The sequence below is a fragment of the Providencia sp. PROV208 genome (assembly GCF_028479465.1).
Taxonomy (GTDB): domain Bacteria; phylum Pseudomonadota; class Gammaproteobacteria; order Enterobacterales; family Enterobacteriaceae; genus Providencia; species Providencia alcalifaciens.
The window spans coordinates 1-22927 of record NZ_JAMPNS010000015.1 but is presented as its reverse complement, the minus strand read 5'-3'; the positions used below and the strand labels follow the sequence as shown (position 1 = coordinate 22927).

The following is a 22927-nucleotide window of genomic DNA, read 5'->3' as shown; positions in this document are numbered from 1 at the left end:
TATTTATCAGATATAACTAGATTGGATCTACAATGAGAGTTAATAAAAACATACAGTTGGTTGTAAGCGCGTCAGCAATTTTGGGTGCTTCAATCTGCATGTCATCACCTGCATTGGCTGAAGAACAGTCAGTTGGTCTATGGGATAAATTCACCAATAATGTCAGTACCACATGGGATTCTGACAAGTATGAGCTGTATATCCCGTTCTTTACTTGGCATAACCGTTTTATGTACGATAAAGAAAAAACCAATACCTATAATGAAGAGCCATGGGGTTTTGGTATTGGTAAATATCGTTATGATGAAGATAATGATTGGCATGCACTGTACGCAATGGCATTTATGGATTCTCATAATAAAGTCGAACCGATTGTCGGATATGGTTTCCAAAAAATGTGGATCCCCGGTGATATGGATGGCTTCCGTATGGGGGCTGGTTTCACGTTAGGGATTACCGCTCGTGAAGAGTACAGTTATATTCCGCTTCCTGCACCGCTGCCGTTAGTCTCAATTGAATATGACAAACTGTCTGTTCAAGCTACCTACATTCCTGGGACTTACAATAATGGTAACGTGCTATTTGCATGGTTACGCTGGCAGTGGTAAACCACTCGCTTCTACGATTCATTTAACCACCAAAAGCAGCGCAAAAAAAACCGGTAGATTCAATATCACCGGTTTTTTTATTCTCTTTGATTAACCAAATAGGTTATGACACTTTACTTTCGATGCCTTGCTTTTTAGCGCCGGAGAATTGGTAGCCTACCCACAGGACTGCAATCCATAGTGGCATAATCAGCACCGACACACGCAGCCCATCCATTGTCAGAATAATAATTAAGATCAGAGACAAGAATGCTAAGCACAGGTAATTACCAAATGGGTACCAAATACTCTTAAACTTGGTTTCAATGCCCTGTTTATTCATTGCGGCTCTAAACTTCAGGTTAGACACACAAATCATAATCCAGTTGAGCACTAACGTTGTGACCACTAAGGACATTAGCAATTCAAATGCTTTGCCTTCCATCACAAAGTTAATCAGAATACCACCAGACGTCGCAATCCCCGAAACAATCAACGCCATCACAGGTACGCCGCCTTTGTTCACTTGTGCCATAAATCGAGGGGCATTGCCTTGTTGAGCTAAACCGTACAGCATACGGCTTGTACAATATGCGCCACTGTTATACACAGACAGTGCAGCAATCAAAATAACCACGTTCAACGCATTTGCGACTAGCAAATCGCCCAACTCATGGAAAATCAAGACAAACGGGCTGGTTTTACCATCCAATTGTACCCATGGGTAAAGTGCCAACAACACCGCCAATGAACCAATATAGAAAATTAAAATACGATAAACCACTTGGTTGATAGCTTTTGGAATACTCTTGTCTGGGTCTTCCGCTTCTGCCGCAGTGATGCCCACTAATTCTAATCCACCAAATGAGAACATAATAATTGCTAGAGCAACTAATAGTCCATTATACCCTTTTGCAAAAAAGCCACCGTATTCCCACAAGTTGCTAACTTTAGCTTGGGGACCACCGTGACCACTAAAGAGTAGGTAGCAACCAAATAGAATCATCGCAATGACAGCAACCACTTTTATCAATGCAAACCAGAATTCAGTTTCACCGTAAGAACGAACGTTAATGAGGTTAATGGCATTCACAGCAATGAAAAATACCAGCGCTGAAACCCAAATAGGTAACTCAGGCCACCAGTGCTGCATATATTTACCTGCGGCGGTCAGTTCAGTCATTCCGACGAGAATAAACATGACCCAGTAGTTCCACCCCGAAAGGAACCCAGCAAAACCACCCCAATATTTAAATGCAAAATGGCTAAACGACCCTGCAACAGGCTCTTGAACAATCATTTCACCTAACTGGCGCATGATCAGAAATGCGATAAAACCACACAGTGCATACCCGAGTAAAACTGACGGCCCTGCCATTTGAATCGTGGTTGCTATCCCTAAAAATAGCCCTGTACCGACAGCGCCCCCTAAGGCAATTAACTGAATATGCCTGTTTTTCAATCCGCGCTTGAGCGTCTGTTGCGCCATATCTTTACCTTTTCGTCCTCTAGCTTTTGTTATCGTCCACAGTTGTGATAATCACGCAAGTTTATTTGAATTTTTGCATGAACTCCACCCGCAATTACACCACTGTGAAGCTGGCTTTCTGCCTGTCTTACGATGTTTCCAAATAATAACAAACTAATATCTAGTAAGACGTTCTAAAATGCAAACTCAAAATGGTAACAAAGCTGTCACTCGGCAGATCCCAAGCTGAAAGTCATCACCACCTTGATCGCAGAGATTATTCATCGCCAGTAGGTATAAAAAAGCACAAATGGTCACAATGATGATGATTAATAGCATATTTCGCATAAATATAGGGGTTCTTAGTAGTCACTTAATCTGCCAATATTAATCAATATTACGATGATTAGTTTGTGTAAAATGGGCAATTCATCGTTTTCAAGAAAACAATTGTTCATTTTTGCAGCTATTGATAAATAACTTGCTAGGATTGCCTGTTTTTCATACACAAATCTGTTATACCGCACAACCAACCTTTGTCATGGTGAAATGAAGTTGTGTATACTTCGGTTACCGTAAAATAAGAATGAATTTGAGATGGCACAAGATAACCACGTAGCACTTGTTAATGCTCTAAGTAAATGGATCGAAGAGCATTTAGGCAGAGTCATCCATTTGGAAGAGCTCGCGGCCTATTCAGGGTATTCCCTTTGGCACATGCAAAAAATCTTTAAGGAAGTCACTGGGATCTCCTTAGGTAAATATATTCGCCAACGCCGACTCGCTGGCGCAGTAAATTTATTACGAAATAGCAGCCAAAGTATTTTTGATATCGCGTTAGATTTTGGATTTGGTTCCCAATCTCACTTTACCTACATGTTCCGCAAAGAGTACGGCATTACTCCGTTTGATTTTCGGCAGAATGACCAAATTCAATTGGACATCAAAGAACCGCTGCATCTCACGACGGATGACGAGTGAATTTGTTTTACGCGCATTAACCGCCCTTAGCTTTAATGCGATAAAACATGAGCATTCTCATCCTATTTACTGAGCAATCTATTTATTGCCCTCTTCGATAATTTACATTCTCGATAATCAGAGTAAGGTACGTGTAAAAGTTCTATTTTAGGAGGCGTTGATGTCAATCAAACTGGTCGCCATTGATTTAGATGGCACATTACTCAATTCGCAGCACCAAATTTCCCCTGTAGTCAAAGAAGCCATTACGCGTGCCCATGAACAAGGTGTTCGAATTGTCCTCGCCTCGGGTCGCCCCTATTCTGGTATTCAGCCTTACCTTCAAGAACTTGGTTTAGACACCGCCAATAACTACTGTATCAGTAACAATGGTAGTGTTATCCACCAAGCCAATGATGGCAGCCATTTATATGAAAACCTGCTGGATTTCGCAGATTATCAATATTTTGCAGAGCTAGCGAGTAACGTTGGTGTCCATATGCATGCACTTGCAGATAACACGATGTTTACCGCCAATCGCCACATTAGTCGTTACACCATTCATGACGCTTACATTACCAATACTCCACTGGTGTATTGTCCCGTGAACGAAATGGAAAGCTCACTCAGTTTCACCAAAATCATGATGATTGATCACCCAGAAAAACTCGATGTGGGTATCAGTTACATTCCTGAGAATACCTTTGAAAATTATTCGTTAATCAAAACTAGTCCCTATTTCCTCGAAATTTCGAATAAAGATGCCAGTAAAGGTTCTGCGCTGAAGGTGCTGTGTGACAAACTCGCCTTAACCCCAGATAAAGTGATGAGCATCGGTGACCAGAATAATGATGTCACGATGCTACAATATTCGAGTGTTTCGGTAGCAATGGGAAATGCAGCACCACATATTCGTGAAATAGTGAAATTTGTCACATCAACCAACGATTGTGATGGTGTTGCTGTGGCATTAAATAAATTTATTGTCTAAATAATTACTCATTTAAAGCTCAAATCCCTACACAAAAATACAATTCTGCTGGATATGCCTCTACATTAGCTTTTTGGCATATCCATTCTCTATCCCCCCTTCAGAACTATTTTATCCTTTGCCTTACTTACTCTTCCAAATTTGATACTATCTGCGTCTTTCAAAAAATTGTCACCTATAGACAAATACAATAAAACTGACATCACTAACAGGTAGTTAAATGTTTTCAACTAAAGATATGTTAATTCTGGGCATGATGGTATTCGCCTTATTTTTAGGCGCGGGAAACATCATCTTTCCGCCTATGGCAGGGTATCAATCGGGGACAGACTGGTTTAATACTTCATTAGGGTTTCTGATCACGGGTGTTTTGTTGCCATTCTTAACCCTCGTTACCGTTGCCGTAAAAGGTCGAGGGGAAAAACTCTCCGTTGACTTACCCAAATGGGTCGCCGTGATCTTCTGGGTTGCACTTTATTTAATTGTGGGTTCCACCTTCGCCATGCCGAGGGTCACCAATACCGCATTTGAAATGGGCTTCCTACCATTAGGTTTTGCTGAAAAAAATACGTTTTCACATCTCACCTTCGCATTGGTTTTTAACTTTACCTCGATGTTCTTTATGCTAAAACAAGGCACAATGATCAGCGCGATTGGTAAGTTTATGACTCCTGCTCTACTGGTTTTATTAGTCGTTGTGGGTATCGCTGTCGTCCTTGACCCACTTTCTGAAATGAATGCACCAGTTAAGCAATATGCAGAATTTGCATTCTTTGGCGGGGTGATCGATGGTTACCAAACCATGGACGTGCTTTCTGCGATGGCATTTGGGGGAATTGTCGCTCGCGCTCTAGCCTCTAAGCAAATCACCGAACCTCGTCAAGTTGCCACAATTACGATTAAAGCGGGATTGATTTCAGTAAGCTTACTCGCCGCTCTATACATCTGCCTATTCTATTTAGGGGCAACCAGTGAGCAAGTCGCCAATACCGCAACCAACGGTGGACAAATTTTCTCTCGTTATGTTGATGTATTATTTGGTGCCGTTGGTACTTGGATTATGTGTGGGATTGTCTTGCTGGCCAGTATGACCACTTTAGTGGGTGTAACCAGCGCATGTGCGGATTATTTCGCCACATTCCATCACCGTTTAGGATACCGTTTTTGGGTGGTCTTTTTCACCATGCTAACCACCATTGTGTCGACGTTTGGTCTCGATACCTTATTACGTGTCACTATCCCTGCATTATTGATGATCTACCCATCATCCATTACCATCGTATTTTTGCAATTTGCGCGTAAATTTATGGCTTCACCACGCGTTACATACGGCATCACTGTTGCAGTCGTGGTCCTAATGAGTTTGCTTGATACGCTCAATAATATGGAACTGCTCAGTGTTGCGGTAAAAGCGCATCTCATTGCCTATTTACCACTATTTGAACAAGGTATGGGCTGGTTAATTCCAGGTATTATTGCGTTTATTCTCTCGATGTTTATCGGTAAATTTATGGCTAAAGATGAGCCTATTGCTGAACAAAACTTAGCTTAACGCTTATTGTTAACCGCCTAATGTTAGGATGCTGCTGACATTAGGCGTTTTCATCACCTTTCTTACCTTGCGATAAATTCAGCTCATACCGTCTCTGATAGCCACTTGTTTTTCCCAACTTTTCTTGTAGAAAATCAAGAAAGGCTGACACCTTTTTAGGCAAAAACTCTCGGTTTGGATAAACTGCATAAATATGATGCTGCGGTAAATGGTATTCCGGTAGTACCGTTATTAATCGCCCAGCCAAGATGTCGGGCGCGGCAATAAATTGAGGTAGTTGGCAAACACCTAATCCTTGTAAAGCAGCTTGGTGCAACGCTAAGCTATTATTTGCGCGGAAATTTCCTGTGGGTGTAAATCGAACCATTTTCCCCTGATGCGTAAATAACCATGTTTGCCCCGCCTGATAATAACTGTATAAAAGGCAATTATGTCCTGCTAATTCGTCAAGGTTCTGGGGGCTGCCATGTTCTTCTAACCATATGGGGGAAGCACACAAGACACTGTGACAGGGGGATAAGGTTCGCGAGACTAATGAGGAATCCTTTAATTCGCCTATTCGGATTGCCATATCAAACCCCTCTCCGACTAAATCCACCAGCTTATCGTCAAATACGAGCTCAGCATTCAATTGCGGCCAACATTTCAGAAATTCAGGTAGCAGAGCCGTCAGATGAAGATGACCAAAAACGGTTGGCGCACTGATTTTTAAGGTTCCATCTACCGCACCACTGTAACGGGAAAGTGCTGCGTTACCGTCATCAATAGCCCGATGAGCCTTTTTTAAGTAAGCATAATAAAGCTCTCCAGCTTCTGTCAGTTGTAAATGTCGAGTCGAGCGAGTAATCAGGCGGATCCCCGTACTTGCCTCTAACGCCATTAATTTTTTACTGATTGCCGACTTTGTCATATGCAGGGAATCTGCAGCTTTAGTTAAACTGCCTTGCTCTACAATCGCGATAAAAATGGGCAGTAATGCATAATCCACGCCAGTCATTGTCAATCCTTAGGAAACAGAGTTTTTCTTTTATAGCGGTTTTTCTTCATGCTGACAATCCCTATACTTTGCCAATCACTCGTCCTGTATTAATGAAAATGAAAAAAGATATTGTGCTTTCTCTAGTTGCTGTATTTTCAGGTGTATTACTGACATTGATGATCATGAGCAACAGTTATTTGTCTACGTTTACCTCGCCGTTACAAGCCTCTTGGCTAACCCATGGAATCGGCAGTATGGTTGCTGTATTGATTTGGTTGGTCGTGAAAAAACGATTTGGTAAAGGAAAGCCAGCTAAAAAAATACCTCACTGGAGTTATCTCGGCGGGATCCCCGGTGCCTTTACGGTGTTACTCGCGGCTATCACTGTCAATAGCCCACTTTCACTTTCAGGCTCAATTGTATTGATGCTAACAGGGCAAATCGTGACAGGATTACTGATTGATCATATGGGACTTTTAGGATTAGCCCAGCGAAAAATAGCCAAGAAGGATTATCTCACGGTGTTATTTCTACTGCTTGGCTCAACATTGATCATTATGGGAAGATAAATATATGTTACTGTTTTTTATTATGATTGCACTGTCTAATGGCATGTGTATTATCCTGAGCCGCAGCCTTAATGGATGCCTATCTCAAGTCAGTAATGCCTTTTATGCTTCCCTTATTAATCATGTTGTGGGCTTTTTATTTCTGAGTATTATCATGTGGTTCGCACAAATACCATTTAAAATTGGTTACGAGAATATTCCGCTTATGGCATTTGCTGGCGGTGTCATTGGGGCATGTTTTGTGATGATTAACAGCTATATACTGCCATTACTGGGCGCAACACTCACCACTATTTTTGCGATAAGTGGTCAGGTGCTTTCCAGTGTGGTGATTGACATTGTGCAACATGGCTTGCCAGAACAAATAAGCGTGCAGCTACTGGGTATTATTTTCATTTTTGCCGCTATTGGCGTGCACTATGCACCCAATAAGCTAGCTTGCAAAAAGGTTAGTGCCCAAAATTAAATCATCGTCTTGTGGCGATAAAACAGGTTATTGATCCTATCGTCACCATCAAAACCCCTTGCCAGAAACCTAATGTTAACGCCGTACTCAATAACATCGACGAAAAAGCTGTAGAGATCACCGGCGTAAAGTAAGAAAGCGTACCAAGAAAAGCCACGTTACCTTTGATAATTGCAACGGTCCAGAGCGCATTTGCACCACCAGTTGCAATCGCCGTAACGAGCAGTAAGCTGACACTGTTCACACTGATATTAAATGGCGCAGGCGTCGAGAATATAAACAGCATCCATAGCCCAATGGATGTCATAATAAAAAACAATACCATTCCATTGCAGCCATTCGACATGCGTTTCGTGATGTTACTATAAAACGCCCATAACAAAGCGCCAATAAACGCTAAGGCATAGCTAAGAGGGTTACTTTGAATATTCGATAAAATCGCGTTCAACGATAATGGTTGGTCCCCAGAGATTACCCACAGCAGTCCCACGAATGCCAAAATTAAGCCAATAATCAACAATACGCTAAAACGTTGCCGGTTAAATAAGACGGCTAAGGCTATCGTAAAGCTCGGCCACAAATAATTGACCATCCCGAGTTCAATCGCTTGTTGACGGTTATTTGCAAGCCCTAATGCTAAAATAAAGCAGATTTCATAACTCACAAATAAAAATGCGCCCCAGAACAAATAGCGTTTAGGAAAAAGGTGAATTTTCGGTAACCCCATCACAGCCACTAAAACAAGGCTACCAATGGAATAAATCAATGCGGCACCGCCAATGGGACCAAAGTTTTCGCTTGTACTACGCACAAGCCCTACCATGGTACTCCACAATAAAATAGAGACTACCCCATAAAAGGTTGCTGCATGTCGCCCGAGTTTCATCTTCCTAATCAACACCTTATTTCGCATTTATATCGATGACAATTTTCCTTCAAAACCTTACGCTTTGAGAGCAATAAAGCAAGTTTTTTATATTTATCCACCCTTTATTTCAATAAAAAAGTGCCTAGGAATACACCCAGGCACTTTTACGTTTATACCTATGTTTAATCATCAATTAATGAGCTTGATGCTTAACCCATTGCTTAACTGACTCTTTTTCCCAAATACCATCGTTAAGCTGTTTCTTCAGTTCAGGATGATCATTAATATCAAATGTTGGAACCTTCCCTGCGCTCAATTGTTGGTTATAGTCTTTTGCCAATTTGAACGCGACACCTGACAACAACAAAATTGCAATCAGGTTGGTGATCGCCATTAAGCCCATTGAAACATCGGCAAGTTTCCAAATAAGGGGCATCTCACCTAATGCGCCAAACATCACCATTCCTAATGTCGCTAAACGGAAAAGAAACAGTCCTGCGGTGTGGTTATTTTCCAAGAAAATCATATTGCTTTCTGCATACGCATAATTGGCAATAATTGAGGTGAAGGCGAAGAAGAATATTGCGATAGCAATAAAGATGCTTCCCCAACTGCCGACCGCGGAAGATAACGCCATCTGAGTCAACTCAATGCCATTGATTTTATCTACAGGTCCATCTAATACCCCCGACGCTAAAATAATAATCGCGGTTGCACTGCAAATTACAATGGTATCAAGGAATACGCCTAGCATTTGAACATAGCCTTGTGAAGCTGGATGCGGAGGATAAGGTGAGGCAGATGCGGCTGCATTCGGTGCAGATCCCATACCGGCTTCATTCGAAAATAATCCACGTTGGATCCCTTGAGTCATGGCTTGGGCAATCCCATAACCGAGTGCACCACCAGCGGCCTCTTGCAAGCCAAATGCACTGCGGAAAATTAACATAAAGACATCGGGTAAGCGCTCAATATTTTGCCCGACCACCCAAAATGCGAGCAGTAAGTAAGCAATCGCCATAATGGGTACAACAAATTCAGCGACTTTGGCAATTGATCTTAATCCACCAAAAATAATGGTGCCACTGAGAATCACTAAAGCAATTCCAACATAGAGTGGGTTAAAATCAAATGCCACAGCAGTTGCTTGTGCGATTGAGTTCGCTTGTACTGCATTAAAAACCAAACCAAATGCAATGATTAAGAAAATAGAGAATAAGACCCCCATCCAGCGTTGTTTTAAGCCCTTCTGCATATAATAAGAGGGTCCGCCACGATAATTGCCTTGATCATCTTTCGTTTTATAGAGCTGTGCTAATGTACATTCAATGAATGACGTTGCCATACCTAAGAGTGCAACAACCCACATCCAAAATATGGCGCCTGGACCACCTGCTGTAATAGCGATAGCAACACCCGTTAAGTTTCCAGTACCGACTCGAGCGGCTAAACTTGTACACAATGCTTGAAATGAAGAAATACCTGAGCTGTCTGAACGGGTACTATTTTTAAGCACTCCAAACATGTGACCAAAATGTCTAAACTGAATAAATTTAGATCGTATTGTAAAATATAATCCAGCGCCAAGTAATAAATAAATTAATATTGAGGTCCAAATAAAATTACTGATTGAGTTTATATATACTATCAAATTATGCTCCTTTTATTGTATCCACTAATTACGTAATTAGTCGGTTAGTTATTTAGCTCCATATCATTTAAGTAATTAAACACATAAAAACGCAAACCATGAATGGTTCAGCATGTATAATCCATGTTATTAAACAAGACCCATGGATTATATTTTTTTTGCTTTCTCTGTAAATTTTTTTCTAGTGCAGATTCTATGAAAGACTTAATACTGATGTAAAAAAAGCTAACCAATACAAAATATATGAGTAATTTAATATTTAAAATCAATGAATTAATGATAACGCAACGATGTCAGACTTAATTTTAATCATATGATTAAAATTAAGGTATTTTTTAACCAACTTTATCTTTTTTTAATCAAAAAAAATAAATGTTAATTACATGAAAATATATTTAAAAAAATAAAATTAAGCGTTTTTTAAATTAAATCGTTAATTAAGTTCGGATATTTATTATTTTAGCGAATAGACTTGGGAGATAAAAATTAAGTATAAATTAACTTTTATTTTAGCTTAATCACTTATTTAGACTTGCCATTTTAGATAGATTCCCACACAAAATAATCTTTTTGGTATCATCATAATAAGATTATTGCTAATATTTTATGATGACAATACACTTATCGCTAATTTGCTTTTTACATCAAAGGGTAATATATGGAAATCCACATTAAAGTTTCTGACGATCTCGTTTCAACACTCGCCGAAAAATCCTATGACGCATTTGCCGCTGAATTGCACGCTAGGGTTTTAGAAGTCTACCCTGGTAGCAACCTTGTTATCACACATGACAGTGGTGCAACAACCTTTGACACTAAAGGTTTCCATGATGATAAAGAAGCACACATTGTTTTGCATGAATTGGTTGAAGATGTCTTCCATCACGGTCATTGGTTAAAGGCTTAATTTCCGTCGTTTTATTTACCAGCCTGCCATTTTCATCAGGCTGGTACTCCCCAAAAACCTTTCTGGTTAATTTCAAATACTGATCAAGATCATAGTTAGCGATTATGCTAACCAACTTTGCCCAAAAGCCCTTTTCTTTTTACCGTTATATGATAATGTATATAACGAATTTTCATTTACATTGCTTTTGCTAATTTATAGCAGCCAGTATTTATACTGGCTTTTTTTATGGGAAAAATCAGGTAAACACATAGCCGCCTTAATCATGAAATGCGTGAAATAAGGCATCACTGTGATTTTTCACACAATGTTACAATCGCTGCACGTAATTCTGGTGTATCACTCGTAATCAATTGGTTATGTTCTGTAAATTTACCATTCTGAACATTAACACTGGCAACAAACGGCAATTTATCACTTTGATTCGCGATTTGATAAGAACCACAAACACGATAACTTTCGCCTTCTTTAAATTCACTTTTTAGAACGATGTTTACATTCTCAAAAACCAATGGTTCAGTAGAACCAAGCTTACTTTCAATCAACTTTTCAGCTTGTTTAGTGACATCGCTATCACCGATCGTTGTGTAAAATTGATAAGCAAATGCCCCAAGGGCGAGTAGAATAACGATCAGTAGCTTACTTTTTATACGTTTCACGCTTAAATCCTTCTTATCTTACAGCGATTAGCACACACCATTATGTTAACACTTTTGTTTTATTGATAATAAGCACTCTGAGATCAATGTCGCACAAAAAGCTCTATACGTTTTTTGTCATTAAAATTAATTGATTTTACATTTTTAAATTTATATTTTATAAAAAGCAGCCTTTAAAAAGCAAAAATAAATTCATATTTCATTACCTATTTAACAAATTTTTATCATCGTGAAGAAATAATGAATAACTGTGTCCTAAATATGAAACATCCCTATATTTAAGTAAATTGAATTGAAATCAAAACCCTTGATGACAAACTAGAATTAAATATAGAGGAGAAGCACAATGAAAAATTTAAAATCACTTATTCTAGTTGGAAGTTTATTAGCCATTAGTTTCTCAACATTTGCCTATCATGGTAATGGATTTCATCGTAGCGCCAACGCTAACGGACCATGGTGTAATGGACAGAACCAAACACAGTATGACCGTCCTTGTGACACTCACTATCGGGGTCAGTATATGGGTCGTAATCAAGGTATGGTGCAGTTTTCGACATCCGTTCAAACAGCACAGCCAGAAGAGGCTTTAAAGAAAATTACAGCCGAGCTCCCTAAAGGAGAAAATAATAAAACCTATATGGTAAAAGTCGCGGTAATTGAAATTACGCCTAATGTAAACACCCAAGAAAATCAATAAAAAGGCATTGAATAAATATAGCCAGTAAATCTACGATATACTGGCTATTAAATATCAATCAGCTATTTGTCCCTATCGGTAAATACCCTTGCCATAATGGCGAAGGTTTTTTTCCATTTTCATTCTTAGTTAAATGAATATAATACTCACCGACTTTTTGTAATAATAGACAGTCATCAACATCTTTTAAATTGTCTTTATGTTGCTGCTGACTCCCCACTAATAATTGGCTAATGGCTTTTTGTTTTGCCTCTTGTGCCGTTTTCGCCACAAACAAATCAAATTCATGCAATTCTGCAAGTGTTGATAAAGTGTACCCTCCGACATTGATAAAATAGAGTTTATACTCACTACCTGATGACTCTTTGCTCAAACTGATGTCGAATCCATCAACCCAATTTACATCTGCATACCCATCCACATGAATTTTATCTTTATCACCAAACCAAGCATCTCGTAATAGTGGCCAAGCCTCTTCCGGTTTATCGACTGCAGCAAACTGTACATCATGTACTTCAATGTTTGATTTTCCAGCATTCCCACCAACATAAAACATAAATAATTTCATTATTATCTCTCTATGATTGACCATCATTATATACATTAATATACAACCATATCAATTCAATATGCAATCATTGCTTTTTTACGGCTAATTTAGCAATAACCTAAATTTACTATAAATATCAATTCATTATATGCGAATCATTAATCCACCCAAAATAATTTAACTTTACATACCCATAACACAGTGAATAAAAAATCACTTCAACTATATATTTATTTACAATTGAATTATTTCGAGTAATCTAATTAGACTTTAAAAATATATTTCAGGGACACACTATGGATCGTCGTTCATTTTTAAGATCAAGTTCACTTATCGCAGGTGGACTAGCACTAAATTCCGTTTTAAATCAAGCAAGTGCAAAAACGGCGACATTAGCAGCGCCGAGTATTCAACATCCTTTATTATTAAACTTTAATGAAAATTCGTTAGGAATGTCACCGAGCGCTCAAAAAGCTGTCATTGACGCTTTACCTGGCGCATTCCGTTACCCTGATGCAGCACGTTCCGAACTTATTAATAACGTCGGTACGCTACATGGTTTAGAAGGTAAAAACGTCACCTTAGGAAATGGTTCATCAGAAACCATTCAAGCAGCGGTTGCTATGCTGGCGAATAAAGCAAGAAAACAGAACATAAAAATTCAGCTCGTCACGCCGGATCCAACCTTTAACTATGCTGAGCTCTATGCGCTACCATTGGGTGTTGAAATCACGAAAGTTCCACTAAAATCGGATCTCAGTTTTGACCTGGTAAAAATGGAACAGCTGGCAAATAGCTTCGATGGTCTCTCCATTATCTATATTTGTAACCCAAATAACCCAACGGCAATGATCACACCTCATAGCCATCTTGATAGTTGGATGAAAAAAGAGTCAGATAAACAATTCTTTATTGTCGATGAAGCCTATGCAGAGTTTGTTCAAGACCCTCAATTTATCAGTGCGATTGAGTTGGTAAAGGCAGGACAAAAAAATCTGATTGTGACGCGCACTTTCTCAAAAATTTATGCATTAGCTGGTCTGCGTGTAGGCTATGGTATTGCAGCTCCTGACGTTATCGCTTCTGTGGATGAATTTATCTCCATTGATAATACCAATACAGCAGGGGCAGCAGCTGCAATTGCCTCATTAAAAGATCATAAATTCCTCGAATACAGCCTGCAATCCAACAATCTTTCACGAAAAATCGTAGAAACGGCGTTGAATGAATTAGGCTTGGAATATGCACCATCACAAGCTAACTTTATTTTCCATAAAGTAAAAGGTGATGTAAAAGCTTATAAGCAACACATGCAAGATGCCAATATCATGGTCGGTAGAGAATTTCCACCTGTTGTTGGCTGGAATCGCTTAACACTAGGAACGCCACAAGAAATGGAACAATTCGTAGCAGTGCTGAAAGAATTTCGCCAAAAAGGCTGGGTGTAGAGAGCACTTAACTTATCGACAAAGCATCTTCTACTCTGAGAAGATGCTTTGAATTAAAAAGGTCCTTTAAAAATAAAGAATGCCCCTGCAAAAATGAGGATGAAGCCAATAATGTGATTAATTGTCAGGCTTTCCCCCAAATAAAGCACTGAGAATCCAACAAACACACATAATGTAATCACTTCCTGCATCGTTTTTAACTCAGCAGCACTGTAATACTGATGACCAAGGCGATTCGCTGGCACTGCAAAACAGTATTCTACAAATGCAATTAGCCAACTGACAAAAATAACGATATACAAAGGCTTATTAGTAAATTTTAGATGCCCATACCAAGCGAACATCATAAATACATTGGATATAACCAATAATATGACAGGATAAAATTTTGCTAACATGATGAACCAATTGAAAGTTCGAATAGACCCATATTATGCGAATAACCCACTATGATTTCAATCACCTTCCTAAATCAATCTAATTAAATTCACGCCCTATTTTCTAGCACTGCCACACATAGATTGCATTTATTCCCACACATAAAAGTGTATTTATTAGTACATTTTGATTTACTTTAATCTTTTCATGATTACAATAACACCAATTAATGTATTTAAAGGTACAATTTATGACGGATTATATTACCGCTAATCAACAAGCTTGGGATAAACAAGCAATATCGCAACAAGCATGGTCTATTCCTGTTGATTCAAAAACAATTGAAAAAGCAAAAAAGGGAAACTGGCAAATCCATCTAACACCCTCCCCTCTGAATAAAACTTGGCTTGGTGACGTAAAAGGAAAACACATTCTTTGTTTAGCCTCGGCTGGTGGTCAGCAAGCGCCAGTTCTAGCTGCTGCAGGTGCGATTGTGACTGTTTTTGATTTATCCGTGAAACAATTAGAACAAGATAAGATGGTTGCTGAACGGGATAATTTAGAATTGAATGTTGTACAAGGAGATATGCGCAATCTCACTGTGTTTGCAGATAATATGTTTGATATTATTTTTCATCCTATTTCAAACTTATATATTCCTGATGTAAATCCTGTCTGGCAGGAATGTTTTCGCGTGCTTAAACCGCAAGGTCGTTTACTTTCAAGCTTTTTCAATCCAGTGGTTTTTATTGATGATAGAGAAAAGCGTCCAGAAGAAAACACCATTATTAAACCTCGCTACACCATGCCATTTTCTGAATTAGATAATCTATCCTCAGAACAGATAGCGGCAAAACAAGAGAAGCAAGAGGCATTTGTTTTTGGTCATTCACTCACTGATTTAATTGGTGGGCAAATACAAGCAGGCTTTACTATTACAGGTTTTCAAGAGGACTGGCAGCCAAATCCTCGCTTTGTTATCGACAATTTTTTGCCTACATTCCTAGCGACGTTAGCCATGAAACCATAAAATGAAGAGGCAGGTTAAATACTAAAAAATTAACCCGCCCTCTTTGATTTGTTACCGATTACAATATCGCTCCCAAATAGGATCAAATTGCTCAACAGGTACAATATCATCAACTTTTTCAACTAATGGGATGGATACTATTGTTTTACCTTCTGCATTTTTATGTAAGCGAACAATAAATCGTTTATATCCATAAGGTAAACCATCTTCAAAACCAAAAACCTCGCCACAATAATATCCCGTCTCATCCCCCTCCTCATTTTGATTCAGGACATGATACTTAACATTTTTATATGTTGCTGTAGAAGGATAGATAAGAAAATCTTCAACGGCGCTTTTAACTTTACTCTCGGCGTCCATCTCAGTATTTGAAGAAACTTCTGTCATCACACCCGCTATGTAGGAACAACCAGCAACTAGTAATAATACTAGGACTCTTAGTAACATTTTTCTCTATAAATGACTGATTGGGAAACACTGACTATTATTATAAATTGTCTAAAAAATAATTCGAGTGTAAATTAAACACATAATCATTGTATTTAGATTTAAATGTCAAGAATCGCACTTTTTATTTAATTAACACCTGAAAAGCGTCAGCCTTACCCTATTTACTGAGTCATCTGCCAAAAATAAACTAAAACAGCTGCTGTAATCACCCAAACTAAAGTGGCTAAACTTAAGCAAATCCAAGGGGTTAATTTTGTTGCAAATACATAAACGGTGACTAAGTACATGGCATATGGAATTAACGACCACAAGCCAAATAGTGCAGTTTTTCTTAATGCTTCAACGCCCTGTTCTTGGACCACAATGACATGAGCAATCAAAGCAAAAGTGGGAAATAATGGCACTAATCCAGCAATATAGTAAACTTTGCTGCGTGATAATACCGCAATAATCAACACGGCTAATGCGCCAAACAAGCATTTTATTAATAAAGCAAACATGGCAAACTCTACATTATCAATTGTATTTTTACTTATTATCACTCTAAATCCTTCACACTAGCTAGATCACTTTCGCAAACATACCTTCTTCGATCACATATTTAAACGCCTAATCTTTCACGTTCCCAATGTTTATCCATCATTGAATATTTTTTGCTTTTATTCTGATATAACTACCTCGATTAAGAACTAACTTAAGAGATAAAAATGACAATAAAAATTTCTGTACTGGTTGATAACAACACATTAATTGATAGCTATTTCTGTGGCGAGCCCGCCGTTTGTTATCACATTGAAGTTGATGGTAAGAAAATCCTATTTGATACTGGCTATTCAGATGTCTTCATCGATAATGCCAATATCTTAAATATCGACCTTGCTCAAATTACTGATCTTGTTCTTTCCCATGGCCACAATGACCATACTTGGGGCATTAACCACCTTATTCAGTATTTAGATCGTCGAAATGTTGAATCACAGCAAACCAAAAAATTAATTTATCATCCAGATGCATTACAACCAAAAAGTTATCACTCCAAAGTCATTGGTGCGAATACCCCCAAGAATGTTCTAACTGCCTACTTTGACACAATTGAAACTAAAGAAGCTTATTATCTCTCTGAGAATGTCATTTTTTTAGGTGAAATTCCGAGAGATAACACTTTTGAAGGAAAAGAGCCTGTAGGAAAAACAATTGATGATAACAACAATAGTGTTGACGATTATGTTCTCGATGACAGCGCCCTAGCGATAAAAACCTCTGAAGGGTTAATCGTTATTACAGGGTGTTCACACTCAGGGATCTGTAATATTGTCGAACATGCAAAGCGAGTGACTAAAATAGATAAAATAGTGACTGTTATCGGCGGTTTTCATTTACAAAAAGCCTCTGATGAATTGCTAAACCAGACTAGCGAATATTTTAAAAAACAGAATTTATTACATATTCACCCATGTCATTGTACTGATTTGGCGGCTAAAATTCATTTGTCCAGACATGCACCTGTCCAAGAAGTTGGAACAGGCATGCAATTGACCTATCCTGCATGATTGAATTTCTACACTATGCCGCTAATTAGCGGCATTTTTTTATTTTGATTGAACCTGTATTCTTTTATGTTCTTGAGCCTAGATCATTATCATGTTTTGAACCTGCAAGCATTCTTGTCAGTTCCTCACAACGAATAATCTTTCCATTCATTAATTGAAAGCAAGCAAATACTTCAAATTCACTCGTAGAGCCATCTTTTTTCACCGCTCTAGCAATATGCTGTGTATGAACGCAATTTTTACCTTCCGCAATAGATTTTATTTCAATAGAGATATTTTCTGTCGCTTCCTTTAACGCTCTCATATGGGCATAAAACAGAGTAAAGTCAATTTGCTTCCCATCAACGACTTGTACATAATCCGATGAGAAATATTGTTTTATGACCTCTAAATCCCCCAGCTTTTCACCCAAAACTGAGTTTAATGCTCGTTCTACAAATGCTATTTTGTCCATAATTAACCTTTGGTAAGATATTTTTCTTCATTTATTGACACTATATTCGGGTCGTTCCTCCCGTTTTCAACCATCTAAACACTATTAACTAATAATTCTTCTCACTTACCTTTCACAAGCTAACTCAGCTAATTTCTATTACTACAATAAATCTGTTGAAGCTCATAAACAGAAGGGATAAAACATAGAAAACTTAATTATTTTATTGAATTATATGAAATTACTTAAATCTATCTGGCAGTTCTTTAGTCTTTATCAAACTCTGTTGTTCAATTAACACACTGTCTGATCCTGTTTCTGGTTTTTACACAGATCATCATTAGTAATTGGATGTTCGTTAGCAAAAATGGTGTTATCCCAACGGAAGGAATTGAGTTCTATTTTACTTGGTTACATATTGCTGTGGGTTTTAGCCTATTATTTCTCGCAACCATCCTAATTTATGTTTGTTTCTCAAATCGAGGATTACACTATTTTTATTCCTTCTTACAGGGGAATTTTTCACAAAAAAAATCAGCATAATCTTTTAATAAAACAGAATTAGCTGCTAAAATTAATGTAAAGTTTTGAAAATATGCATTTTTCAATAGGTAGTTCTAGTTAATAAAAAAATGATTTATTGAGAGTTTTCTTACTGTTAGGTTGAAATATACAGATAATGCTGATTTACACAAATTTAAACTCTACCTATACTCACAACTCAAATCTTCGTTAAGGAATAAACATGAATTGGTATTTAGAAGTCATCAAAAATAACTATGCTAATTTCGAAGGACGCGCTAGACGTCAAGAATATTGGATGTTCACTTTAATCAATACCATTATTATTATGGTGTTATACTCATTAATGTTTTCATCTATTGATTACACGACGGGTGAAGTAGGTGGTTTAGGAATTATTGTAGGAATTTTACTGGGAATTTATGCACTAGCCACTATCGTTCCATCTATTGCTGTTTCTGTACGCCGTTTGCATGACACTGAAAAATCAGGCTGGTGGTATCTGATAGCTTTCATTCCTTTTGGTGGAATTGTATTACTCGTTTTTATGTGCTTAGACGGTACTAAAGGCGATAACCGTTTTGGCCCAGATCCAAAAGCATAATATCACTGCCCCTTATAAATTTAAGGGGCGATTTCCCCACATATTAAGATTTTCTTTGTTCTATTCATTTTTCTCGTCGATTCCAACTAGTAAAATACTGCTTCCGTTGTGCTTCTTTTCGGTAACTTCATCATTTTTCCATTAGATACTACCGTAAGTATAAAATTGCACCTATGGGCAATGTTTTGCTTGTCATAATCACACTTGGAGTCAACAAATAGAATAGGTAAACCTAATGCTTTTATTTCCATTTGAAGGTCAAATGGCTTTGTAATATCGTTTCCATAGCTAAGAATAGTTTCAGAGAATACAACATTATCTTTATAATATTTTATAGTCTCAGGCAGTTTATTCTTATTGTATGTATTTTTACTGTATTGAACTCTCGGCTCAGCATTCATCGAACCTATGATGATTCCATCATTGTTATACTGGTATATTAACTTACCATTACTATCAGCTCTTGAAACAATCAAACAATTTGCTGCAACTTCCATTTCGACTGGACCATTAGCATCTGAGCCCACTAATTTGTTTTTTTCGCGTTTGACTAAAAGCCAGTTATCTATGCTATTTAAATGCTCATCTTTCTTTTGACTGAAAGAAAAACTATCAACACAACCATCACGACCAATATTTAAAGTTGACTGATAATTAATGGTTTCATCATCATTGTAAACCATCGTATTTAACTCTTTAACATTACCTTTAACTGGATTAAAATCATAGAGTTGAGCAAAATTAAATACAATTGGATTATACTCATCTTTTTGAAATGCCAGTGACTGGAAAGAGGCAGAAAATAGCGCGAATTGAATAATTGAAACTATGCATTTGTTATTCATATAATTCTTATACCTCAATATGCTCATTTGCTGTGTTCTGAAGTTTAAAGCTGTTTTTCTAATTTTTGTTTACATTATTATTTTTACTATAAATATTCTTTATCATCTTAACATTTATCAAACTAACTTCCAGCGTCATTTTCAATCTGATACTAAATCAAAATACGTACTTATACGTATATCTTTTCCTTGAAAATTTCGTATTAGGATAATCTTTAGATAATATGAAAATTACGTCTTAATAATTTCATCCATGCAGAATGCCCTACCGAAATGAAAGCCTATGCGATAATTTAGCTACAAGTTTTATTCCTAATATTCTTGACATAAAAAGTCAAAACCATCGGAAATTGACTAGCCTTTATAAATCTACCTAATAAATGAAATAATAAGGGCTAGAGTGTATAGATTAAGTATTTTTATTATTAAAAAAGGCTGCACACTGGCAGCCATCCGAGTTTAAAAACTAAACATTATTATGGCTTCACACTATAGCGGCTAGCAATGGCAATACGATTAAAAGAACCAATGATAATAGATAACCATTCGATTAATGCTAGCTGCTCCTCACTCCAATATTCTGCGGCTTTTTCATAAATTTCGGTAGGTATATGCCCAGCATGGATCATATTGACTGATTCAGCCAATAAGAACGCCGCTTTTTCTTTTTGTGAGAAATAACCAGCTTCTTCCCACACTGTAACCAGTGCGATTTTATCAATACTAACATCACACTTTTGTGCATCTTGAGTATGAAGTCTCACGCAAAATGCGCATCCGTTAATTTGAGATATTCTCAATTTAAGCAAATGAATAAAACCGACATCTAATCCTAATGATATTGCTTGCTCATCAATATTATTACTAATCTCAATCAACTTATTATAGGCATTAGGTGAATTCTTAGATAATGAAACTCTAGTCATTATACACTCCGAGTTATATTGTAATTAAATACATATAACCAGTTTCTATAAAACCCATCTATCATCATTGTGTGGTACATACATTTGGAACAATATGAACACGGATAAAACTCACGCCATGACGGCTTTTACCTAGCGTGTAAGACTCCTTCCCTGTGTTCATATGAGAGAGCCAGTGGTCACTACGACCAGTGGTTATCTTACCTCAACCGTACTTACAGCACGCGCGAGGAATATGAGGTAGCATATATAATAAATCCAATCAGTTACGTTGAGTCTGAATGAGAACTTTCACCACTTACCTGTTTTGGTGATTTAAATTACCATTAATAACAGTTTTACAACTAAATTAATCTTGAATATATTTATCCCGCACTGATTACTCAGTGTGTAGATGGAAACTGCTGTGTACAAATGGAAATGTGAGGTTTTGTAACCTTTTTGCCTTAACCGCTGTTGCTGTTAAGGCTTTTTTTATTTTTTTGGAATATTTTAATCCATTAAAAAGCCACACTAAGCAGCTTATTGAGGTAGATGTTCGATTGAGCTCAGGCTAATTATTTAGTCTGTAGGGAAAAGTCATTCAATTTATTTGGATCCTTTGATTGCCTTTATTCGCTATTATTCTAAATTTCTTCCGCTAGTATGTATAAATATCAATCAGGGCTAATTAAGATTGATATTCTATTTCAACGCTGGTAATTAGGAGAATTAACATGAGCTTTAAATACAATCGACTCGATAAAGATAATGCTGCTGTTTTACTCGTAGATCATCAAGCTGGGCTGCTTTCCCTTGTTCGTGACCAAGATCCTGATAAATTCAAAAACAACGTATTAGCCTTAGCTGATTCAGCTAAATATTTTAATCTTCCCACCATTCTCACTACTTCATTTGAAAATGGTCCAAACGGACCGCTAGTTCCTGAATTAAAGGAAATGTTTCCTGATGCACCCTATATTGCTAGACCGGGTCAAATCAATGCTTGGGATAATGAAGATTTTGTAAAAGCCGTGAAGGCAACTGGAAAAAAACAATTAATTATCGCTGGTGTTGTTACTGAAGTTTGCGTGGCCTTTCCTGCACTCTCCGCCTTAGAGGAAGGATATGAAGTGTTTGTTATCACTGATGCTTCAGGCACATTTAATCCAATCACTCGAGACGCTGCGTGGGATAGAATGTCCCAAGCAGGGGCTCAGATGATGAGCTGGTTTGGTGCGGCTTGTGAACTTCATAGGGACTGGAGAAATGATATTGTTGGTTTAGGTACTCTATTCTCTAACCATATACCTGACTATCGGAATTTAATGACCAGTTTTGACTCATTAAAATAACGTCTATATTCAATTAGAATGACGCCATAATATAATGGTGTCATTCTAAAAATTAGCTCGTAGCACATTCATTATTTTTCATTATCTGCTATTTTTGTTTCTACTAAATCAGGTTTCTCTTTACTAACCTTTAGCTTTTGACATTAATTAAATGGTAAACCCGTAGAGACTATCTAACATGAGTGATTAATTGAGTCATACTCATACTTACCTTTAATAAATAAAAGAAAACTACACAATGATAACCTTAGAATAGTTTTTTGAATCTTCTTTTCCGTATCCATGAGTTTCACCCATTAAATTTAGGTTAAGGTAAAAAACACTATAATTCTAAATTTAAAATGTGAATACCGTTAAATAGAAAAATAAACTGTTTTTTTAAATTAATACATGATGAAACACATTTAGTTTTGATAACTGTTTTAATAGTAATAGTAAAAAATGGGAACCCTTAGGCTCCCGTTATTAATCACACTACGTAATAAATTACATGTGTTTAA

The 22927-nt window shown here is 37.4% G+C and carries 26 protein-coding genes; 13 read left to right on the top strand and 13 right to left on the bottom strand.

Annotation, left to right across the window (positions count from 1 at the left end; genetic code table 11):
- The first annotated feature begins 32 nt into the window (after positions 1-32).
- Positions 33-608: a lipid IV(A) palmitoyltransferase PagP gene (gene pagP / locus PR766_RS11575; protein ID WP_006658925.1), complete on the top strand. Its 576-nt coding sequence runs from the start codon at positions 33-35 to the stop codon at positions 606-608.
- Positions 609-711: 103 nt separating this feature from the next.
- On the opposite strand, the gene PR766_RS11570 is transcribed toward pagP, so the two are convergent.
- Together PR766_RS11570 and mgrB are read right to left on the bottom strand one after the other, a co-directional pair.
- Positions 712-2076 (bottom strand): amino acid permease, encoded by a 1365-nt coding sequence (locus PR766_RS11570; protein WP_006658927.1) that lies wholly within the window; start codon positions 2074-2076, stop codon positions 712-714.
- Between the two features lie 186 nt (positions 2077-2262).
- Positions 2263-2394 (bottom strand): PhoP/PhoQ regulator MgrB, encoded by a 132-nt coding sequence (gene mgrB, locus PR766_RS11565; protein WP_006658928.1) that lies wholly within the window; start codon positions 2392-2394, stop codon positions 2263-2265.
- 258 nt (positions 2395-2652) lie between these two features.
- Between mgrB and PR766_RS11560 the strand changes: the two genes are divergently transcribed.
- The 3 genes from PR766_RS11560 to brnQ all read left to right on the top strand — a co-directional run bounded on the left by PR766_RS11560 (position 2653) and on the right by brnQ (position 5558).
- Positions 2653-3036: a helix-turn-helix domain-containing protein gene (locus tag PR766_RS11560; RefSeq protein WP_006658930.1), complete on the top strand. Its 384-nt coding sequence runs from the start codon at positions 2653-2655 to the stop codon at positions 3034-3036.
- A gap of 160 nt (positions 3037-3196) precedes the next feature.
- On the top strand, positions 3197-4006 hold the full coding sequence (gene yidA / locus PR766_RS11555; RefSeq protein WP_006658931.1) for a sugar-phosphatase: 810 nt from the start codon (positions 3197-3199) through the stop codon (positions 4004-4006).
- Between the two features lie 220 nt (positions 4007-4226).
- Positions 4227-5558, top strand: a complete 1332-nt coding sequence (gene brnQ, locus PR766_RS11550; protein ID WP_006661583.1) for a branched-chain amino acid transport system II carrier protein — start codon at positions 4227-4229, stop codon at positions 5556-5558.
- Positions 5559-5598: 40 nt separating this feature from the next.
- Here brnQ and PR766_RS11545 read toward each other — a convergent pair whose 3' ends face one another.
- Complete coding sequence (locus PR766_RS11545) at positions 5599-6555, bottom strand: LysR family transcriptional regulator (protein ID WP_036961367.1); 957 nt, start codon at positions 6553-6555, stop codon at positions 5599-5601.
- A gap of 98 nt (positions 6556-6653) precedes the next feature.
- On the opposite strand from PR766_RS11545, the gene PR766_RS11540 reads away from it, so the two are divergent.
- Complete coding sequence (locus PR766_RS11540) at positions 6654-7106, top strand: DMT family transporter (RefSeq protein ID WP_006661581.1); 453 nt, start codon at positions 6654-6656, stop codon at positions 7104-7106.
- Between the two features lie 4 nt (positions 7107-7110).
- On the top strand, positions 7111-7572 hold the full coding sequence (locus tag PR766_RS11535; protein WP_154636543.1) for a DMT family transporter: 462 nt from the start codon (positions 7111-7113) through the stop codon (positions 7570-7572).
- A gap of 1 nt (position 7573) precedes the next feature.
- Here the strand turns inward: PR766_RS11535 and yddG are convergent, their stop codons facing one another.
- A complete protein-coding gene (gene yddG / locus PR766_RS11530) occupies positions 7574-8458 on the bottom strand; it encodes an aromatic amino acid DMT transporter YddG (protein ID WP_006661580.1) in 885 nt (294 codons plus the stop codon).
- A 175-nt stretch (positions 8459-8633) separates the two neighbouring features.
- Positions 8634-10091, bottom strand: a complete 1458-nt coding sequence (locus tag PR766_RS11525) for an alanine/glycine:cation symporter family protein (protein WP_036979442.1) — start codon at positions 10089-10091, stop codon at positions 8634-8636.
- Positions 10092-10749: 658 nt separating this feature from the next.
- Here PR766_RS11525 and PR766_RS11520 point away from each other — a divergent pair.
- Positions 10750-10998 carry a DinI-like family protein gene (locus tag PR766_RS11520; protein WP_006658938.1) on the top strand — a complete coding sequence of 83 codons (249 nt, stop codon included), beginning with the start codon at positions 10750-10752 and terminating at the stop codon, positions 10996-10998.
- Between the two features lie 287 nt (positions 10999-11285).
- Here PR766_RS11520 and PR766_RS11515 read toward each other — a convergent pair whose 3' ends face one another.
- Positions 11286-11657 carry a hypothetical protein gene (locus PR766_RS11515; RefSeq protein ID WP_006661578.1) on the bottom strand — a complete coding sequence of 124 codons (372 nt, stop codon included), beginning with the start codon at positions 11655-11657 and terminating at the stop codon, positions 11286-11288.
- A 346-nt stretch (positions 11658-12003) separates the two neighbouring features.
- Between PR766_RS11515 and PR766_RS11510 the strand changes: the two genes are divergently transcribed.
- Positions 12004-12357 (top strand): hypothetical protein, encoded by a 354-nt coding sequence (locus PR766_RS11510; protein WP_154636542.1) that lies wholly within the window; start codon positions 12004-12006, stop codon positions 12355-12357.
- Between the two features lie 58 nt (positions 12358-12415).
- Here the strand turns inward: PR766_RS11510 and PR766_RS11505 are convergent, their stop codons facing one another.
- On the bottom strand, positions 12416-12925 hold the full coding sequence (locus PR766_RS11505; protein WP_006661577.1) for a DUF1543 domain-containing protein: 510 nt from the start codon (positions 12923-12925) through the stop codon (positions 12416-12418).
- 278 nt (positions 12926-13203) lie between these two features.
- Here PR766_RS11505 and PR766_RS11500 point away from each other — a divergent pair, with 278 nt between their 5' ends.
- Positions 13204-14355: a pyridoxal phosphate-dependent aminotransferase gene (locus PR766_RS11500; RefSeq protein ID WP_006658942.1), complete on the top strand. Its 1152-nt coding sequence runs from the start codon at positions 13204-13206 to the stop codon at positions 14353-14355.
- Positions 14356-14408: 53 nt separating this feature from the next.
- Here the strand turns inward: PR766_RS11500 and PR766_RS11495 are convergent, their stop codons facing one another.
- Positions 14409-14753 (bottom strand): DMT family protein, encoded by a 345-nt coding sequence (locus PR766_RS11495; RefSeq protein ID WP_006658943.1) that lies wholly within the window; start codon positions 14751-14753, stop codon positions 14409-14411.
- A gap of 230 nt (positions 14754-14983) precedes the next feature.
- Here PR766_RS11495 and PR766_RS11490 point away from each other — a divergent pair, with 230 nt between their 5' ends.
- The gene (locus PR766_RS11490) at positions 14984-15763 is read left to right on the top strand and encodes a class I SAM-dependent methyltransferase (RefSeq protein ID WP_006661576.1); all 780 of its coding nucleotides are present in this window, start codon (positions 14984-14986) and stop codon (positions 15761-15763) included.
- Positions 15764-15814: 51 nt separating this feature from the next.
- Here the strand turns inward: PR766_RS11490 and PR766_RS11485 are convergent, their stop codons facing one another.
- Both PR766_RS11485 and PR766_RS11480 read right to left on the bottom strand, forming a co-directional pair.
- Positions 15815-16150 carry a hypothetical protein gene (locus tag PR766_RS11485; protein ID WP_224063590.1) on the bottom strand — a complete coding sequence of 112 codons (336 nt, stop codon included), beginning with the start codon at positions 16148-16150 and terminating at the stop codon, positions 15815-15817.
- A gap of 224 nt (positions 16151-16374) precedes the next feature.
- Entirely contained in the window at positions 16375-16713 is a 339-nt protein-coding gene (locus PR766_RS11480; RefSeq protein ID WP_036961450.1) for a GlpM family protein, read from the bottom strand.
- Between the two features lie 207 nt (positions 16714-16920).
- Between PR766_RS11480 and PR766_RS11475 the strand changes: the two genes are divergently transcribed.
- Positions 16921-17763, top strand: a complete 843-nt coding sequence (locus PR766_RS11475; RefSeq protein ID WP_006658947.1) for an MBL fold metallo-hydrolase — start codon at positions 16921-16923, stop codon at positions 17761-17763.
- A 64-nt stretch (positions 17764-17827) separates the two neighbouring features.
- Here the strand turns inward: PR766_RS11475 and PR766_RS11470 are convergent, their stop codons facing one another.
- Complete coding sequence (locus tag PR766_RS11470; protein ID WP_006658948.1) at positions 17828-18217, bottom strand: nuclear transport factor 2 family protein; 390 nt, start codon at positions 18215-18217, stop codon at positions 17828-17830.
- Between the two features lie 724 nt (positions 18218-18941).
- Between PR766_RS11470 and PR766_RS11465 the strand changes: the two genes are divergently transcribed.
- Complete coding sequence (locus PR766_RS11465; RefSeq protein WP_006658950.1) at positions 18942-19322, top strand: DUF805 domain-containing protein; 381 nt, start codon at positions 18942-18944, stop codon at positions 19320-19322.
- Between the two features lie 86 nt (positions 19323-19408).
- Here the strand turns inward: PR766_RS11465 and PR766_RS11460 are convergent, their stop codons facing one another.
- Both PR766_RS11460 and PR766_RS11455 read right to left on the bottom strand, forming a co-directional pair.
- A complete protein-coding gene (locus tag PR766_RS11460; RefSeq protein WP_036965888.1) occupies positions 19409-20167 on the bottom strand; it encodes a YnfC family lipoprotein in 759 nt (252 codons plus the stop codon).
- Between the two features lie 476 nt (positions 20168-20643).
- The gene (locus PR766_RS11455; RefSeq protein WP_006658953.1) at positions 20644-21093 is read right to left on the bottom strand and encodes a carboxymuconolactone decarboxylase family protein; all 450 of its coding nucleotides are present in this window, start codon (positions 21091-21093) and stop codon (positions 20644-20646) included.
- A gap of 716 nt (positions 21094-21809) precedes the next feature.
- Between PR766_RS11455 and ycaC the strand changes: the two genes are divergently transcribed.
- Positions 21810-22427, top strand: coding sequence for an isochorismate family cysteine hydrolase YcaC (gene ycaC / locus PR766_RS11450; protein ID WP_006658954.1), 618 nt, complete (start codon positions 21810-21812; stop codon positions 22425-22427).
- Positions 22428-22927: the final 500 nt, after the last annotated feature.

Bases quoted from the DNA above. Each gene is read 5' to 3' on its own strand.
- PR766_RS11520 (WP_006658938.1), top strand. From the start codon at position 10,750: ATGGAAATCCACATTAAAGTTTCTGACGATCTCGTTTCAACACTCGCC.
- PR766_RS11535 (WP_154636543.1), top strand. From the start codon at position 7,111: ATGTTACTGTTTTTTATTATGATTGCACTGTCTAATGGCATGTGTATT.
- mgrB (WP_006658928.1), bottom strand. From the start codon at position 2,394: ATGCTATTAATCATCATCATTGTGACCATTTGTGCTTTTTTATACCTA.
- PR766_RS11485 (WP_224063590.1), bottom strand. From the start codon at position 16,150: ATGACAGAAGTTTCTTCAAATACTGAGATGGACGCCGAGAGTAAAGTT.
- PR766_RS11470 (WP_006658948.1), bottom strand. From the start codon at position 18,217: ATGGACAAAATAGCATTTGTAGAACGAGCATTAAACTCAGTTTTGGGT.
- PR766_RS11495 (WP_006658943.1), bottom strand. From the start codon at position 14,753: ATGTTAGCAAAATTTTATCCTGTCATATTATTGGTTATATCCAATGTA.
- PR766_RS11540 (WP_006661581.1), top strand. From the start codon at position 6,654: ATGAAAAAAGATATTGTGCTTTCTCTAGTTGCTGTATTTTCAGGTGTA.
- yddG (WP_006661580.1), bottom strand. From the start codon at position 8,458: ATGAAACTCGGGCGACATGCAGCAACCTTTTATGGGGTAGTCTCTATT.
- PR766_RS11490 (WP_006661576.1), top strand. From the start codon at position 14,984: ATGACGGATTATATTACCGCTAATCAACAAGCTTGGGATAAACAAGCA.
- PR766_RS11545 (WP_036961367.1), bottom strand. From the start codon at position 6,555: ATGACTGGCGTGGATTATGCATTACTGCCCATTTTTATCGCGATTGTA.
- PR766_RS11460 (WP_036965888.1), bottom strand. From the start codon at position 20,167: ATGAATAACAAATGCATAGTTTCAATTATTCAATTCGCGCTATTTTCT.
- yidA (WP_006658931.1), top strand. From the start codon at position 3,197: ATGTCAATCAAACTGGTCGCCATTGATTTAGATGGCACATTACTCAAT.
- PR766_RS11570 (WP_006658927.1), bottom strand. From the start codon at position 2,076: ATGGCGCAACAGACGCTCAAGCGCGGATTGAAAAACAGGCATATTCAG.
- PR766_RS11500 (WP_006658942.1), top strand. From the start codon at position 13,204: ATGGATCGTCGTTCATTTTTAAGATCAAGTTCACTTATCGCAGGTGGA.
- PR766_RS11510 (WP_154636542.1), top strand. From the start codon at position 12,004: ATGAAAAATTTAAAATCACTTATTCTAGTTGGAAGTTTATTAGCCATT.
- brnQ (WP_006661583.1), top strand. From the start codon at position 4,227: ATGTTTTCAACTAAAGATATGTTAATTCTGGGCATGATGGTATTCGCC.
- PR766_RS11560 (WP_006658930.1), top strand. From the start codon at position 2,653: ATGGCACAAGATAACCACGTAGCACTTGTTAATGCTCTAAGTAAATGG.
- PR766_RS11505 (WP_006661577.1), bottom strand. From the start codon at position 12,925: ATGAAATTATTTATGTTTTATGTTGGTGGGAATGCTGGAAAATCAAAC.
- PR766_RS11475 (WP_006658947.1), top strand. From the start codon at position 16,921: ATGACAATAAAAATTTCTGTACTGGTTGATAACAACACATTAATTGAT.
- ycaC (WP_006658954.1), top strand. From the start codon at position 21,810: ATGAGCTTTAAATACAATCGACTCGATAAAGATAATGCTGCTGTTTTA.
- PR766_RS11480 (WP_036961450.1), bottom strand. From the start codon at position 16,713: ATGTTTGCTTTATTAATAAAATGCTTGTTTGGCGCATTAGCCGTGTTG.
- PR766_RS11465 (WP_006658950.1), top strand. From the start codon at position 18,942: ATGAATTGGTATTTAGAAGTCATCAAAAATAACTATGCTAATTTCGAA.
- pagP (WP_006658925.1), top strand. From the start codon at position 33: ATGAGAGTTAATAAAAACATACAGTTGGTTGTAAGCGCGTCAGCAATT.
- PR766_RS11455 (WP_006658953.1), bottom strand. From the start codon at position 21,093: ATGACTAGAGTTTCATTATCTAAGAATTCACCTAATGCCTATAATAAG.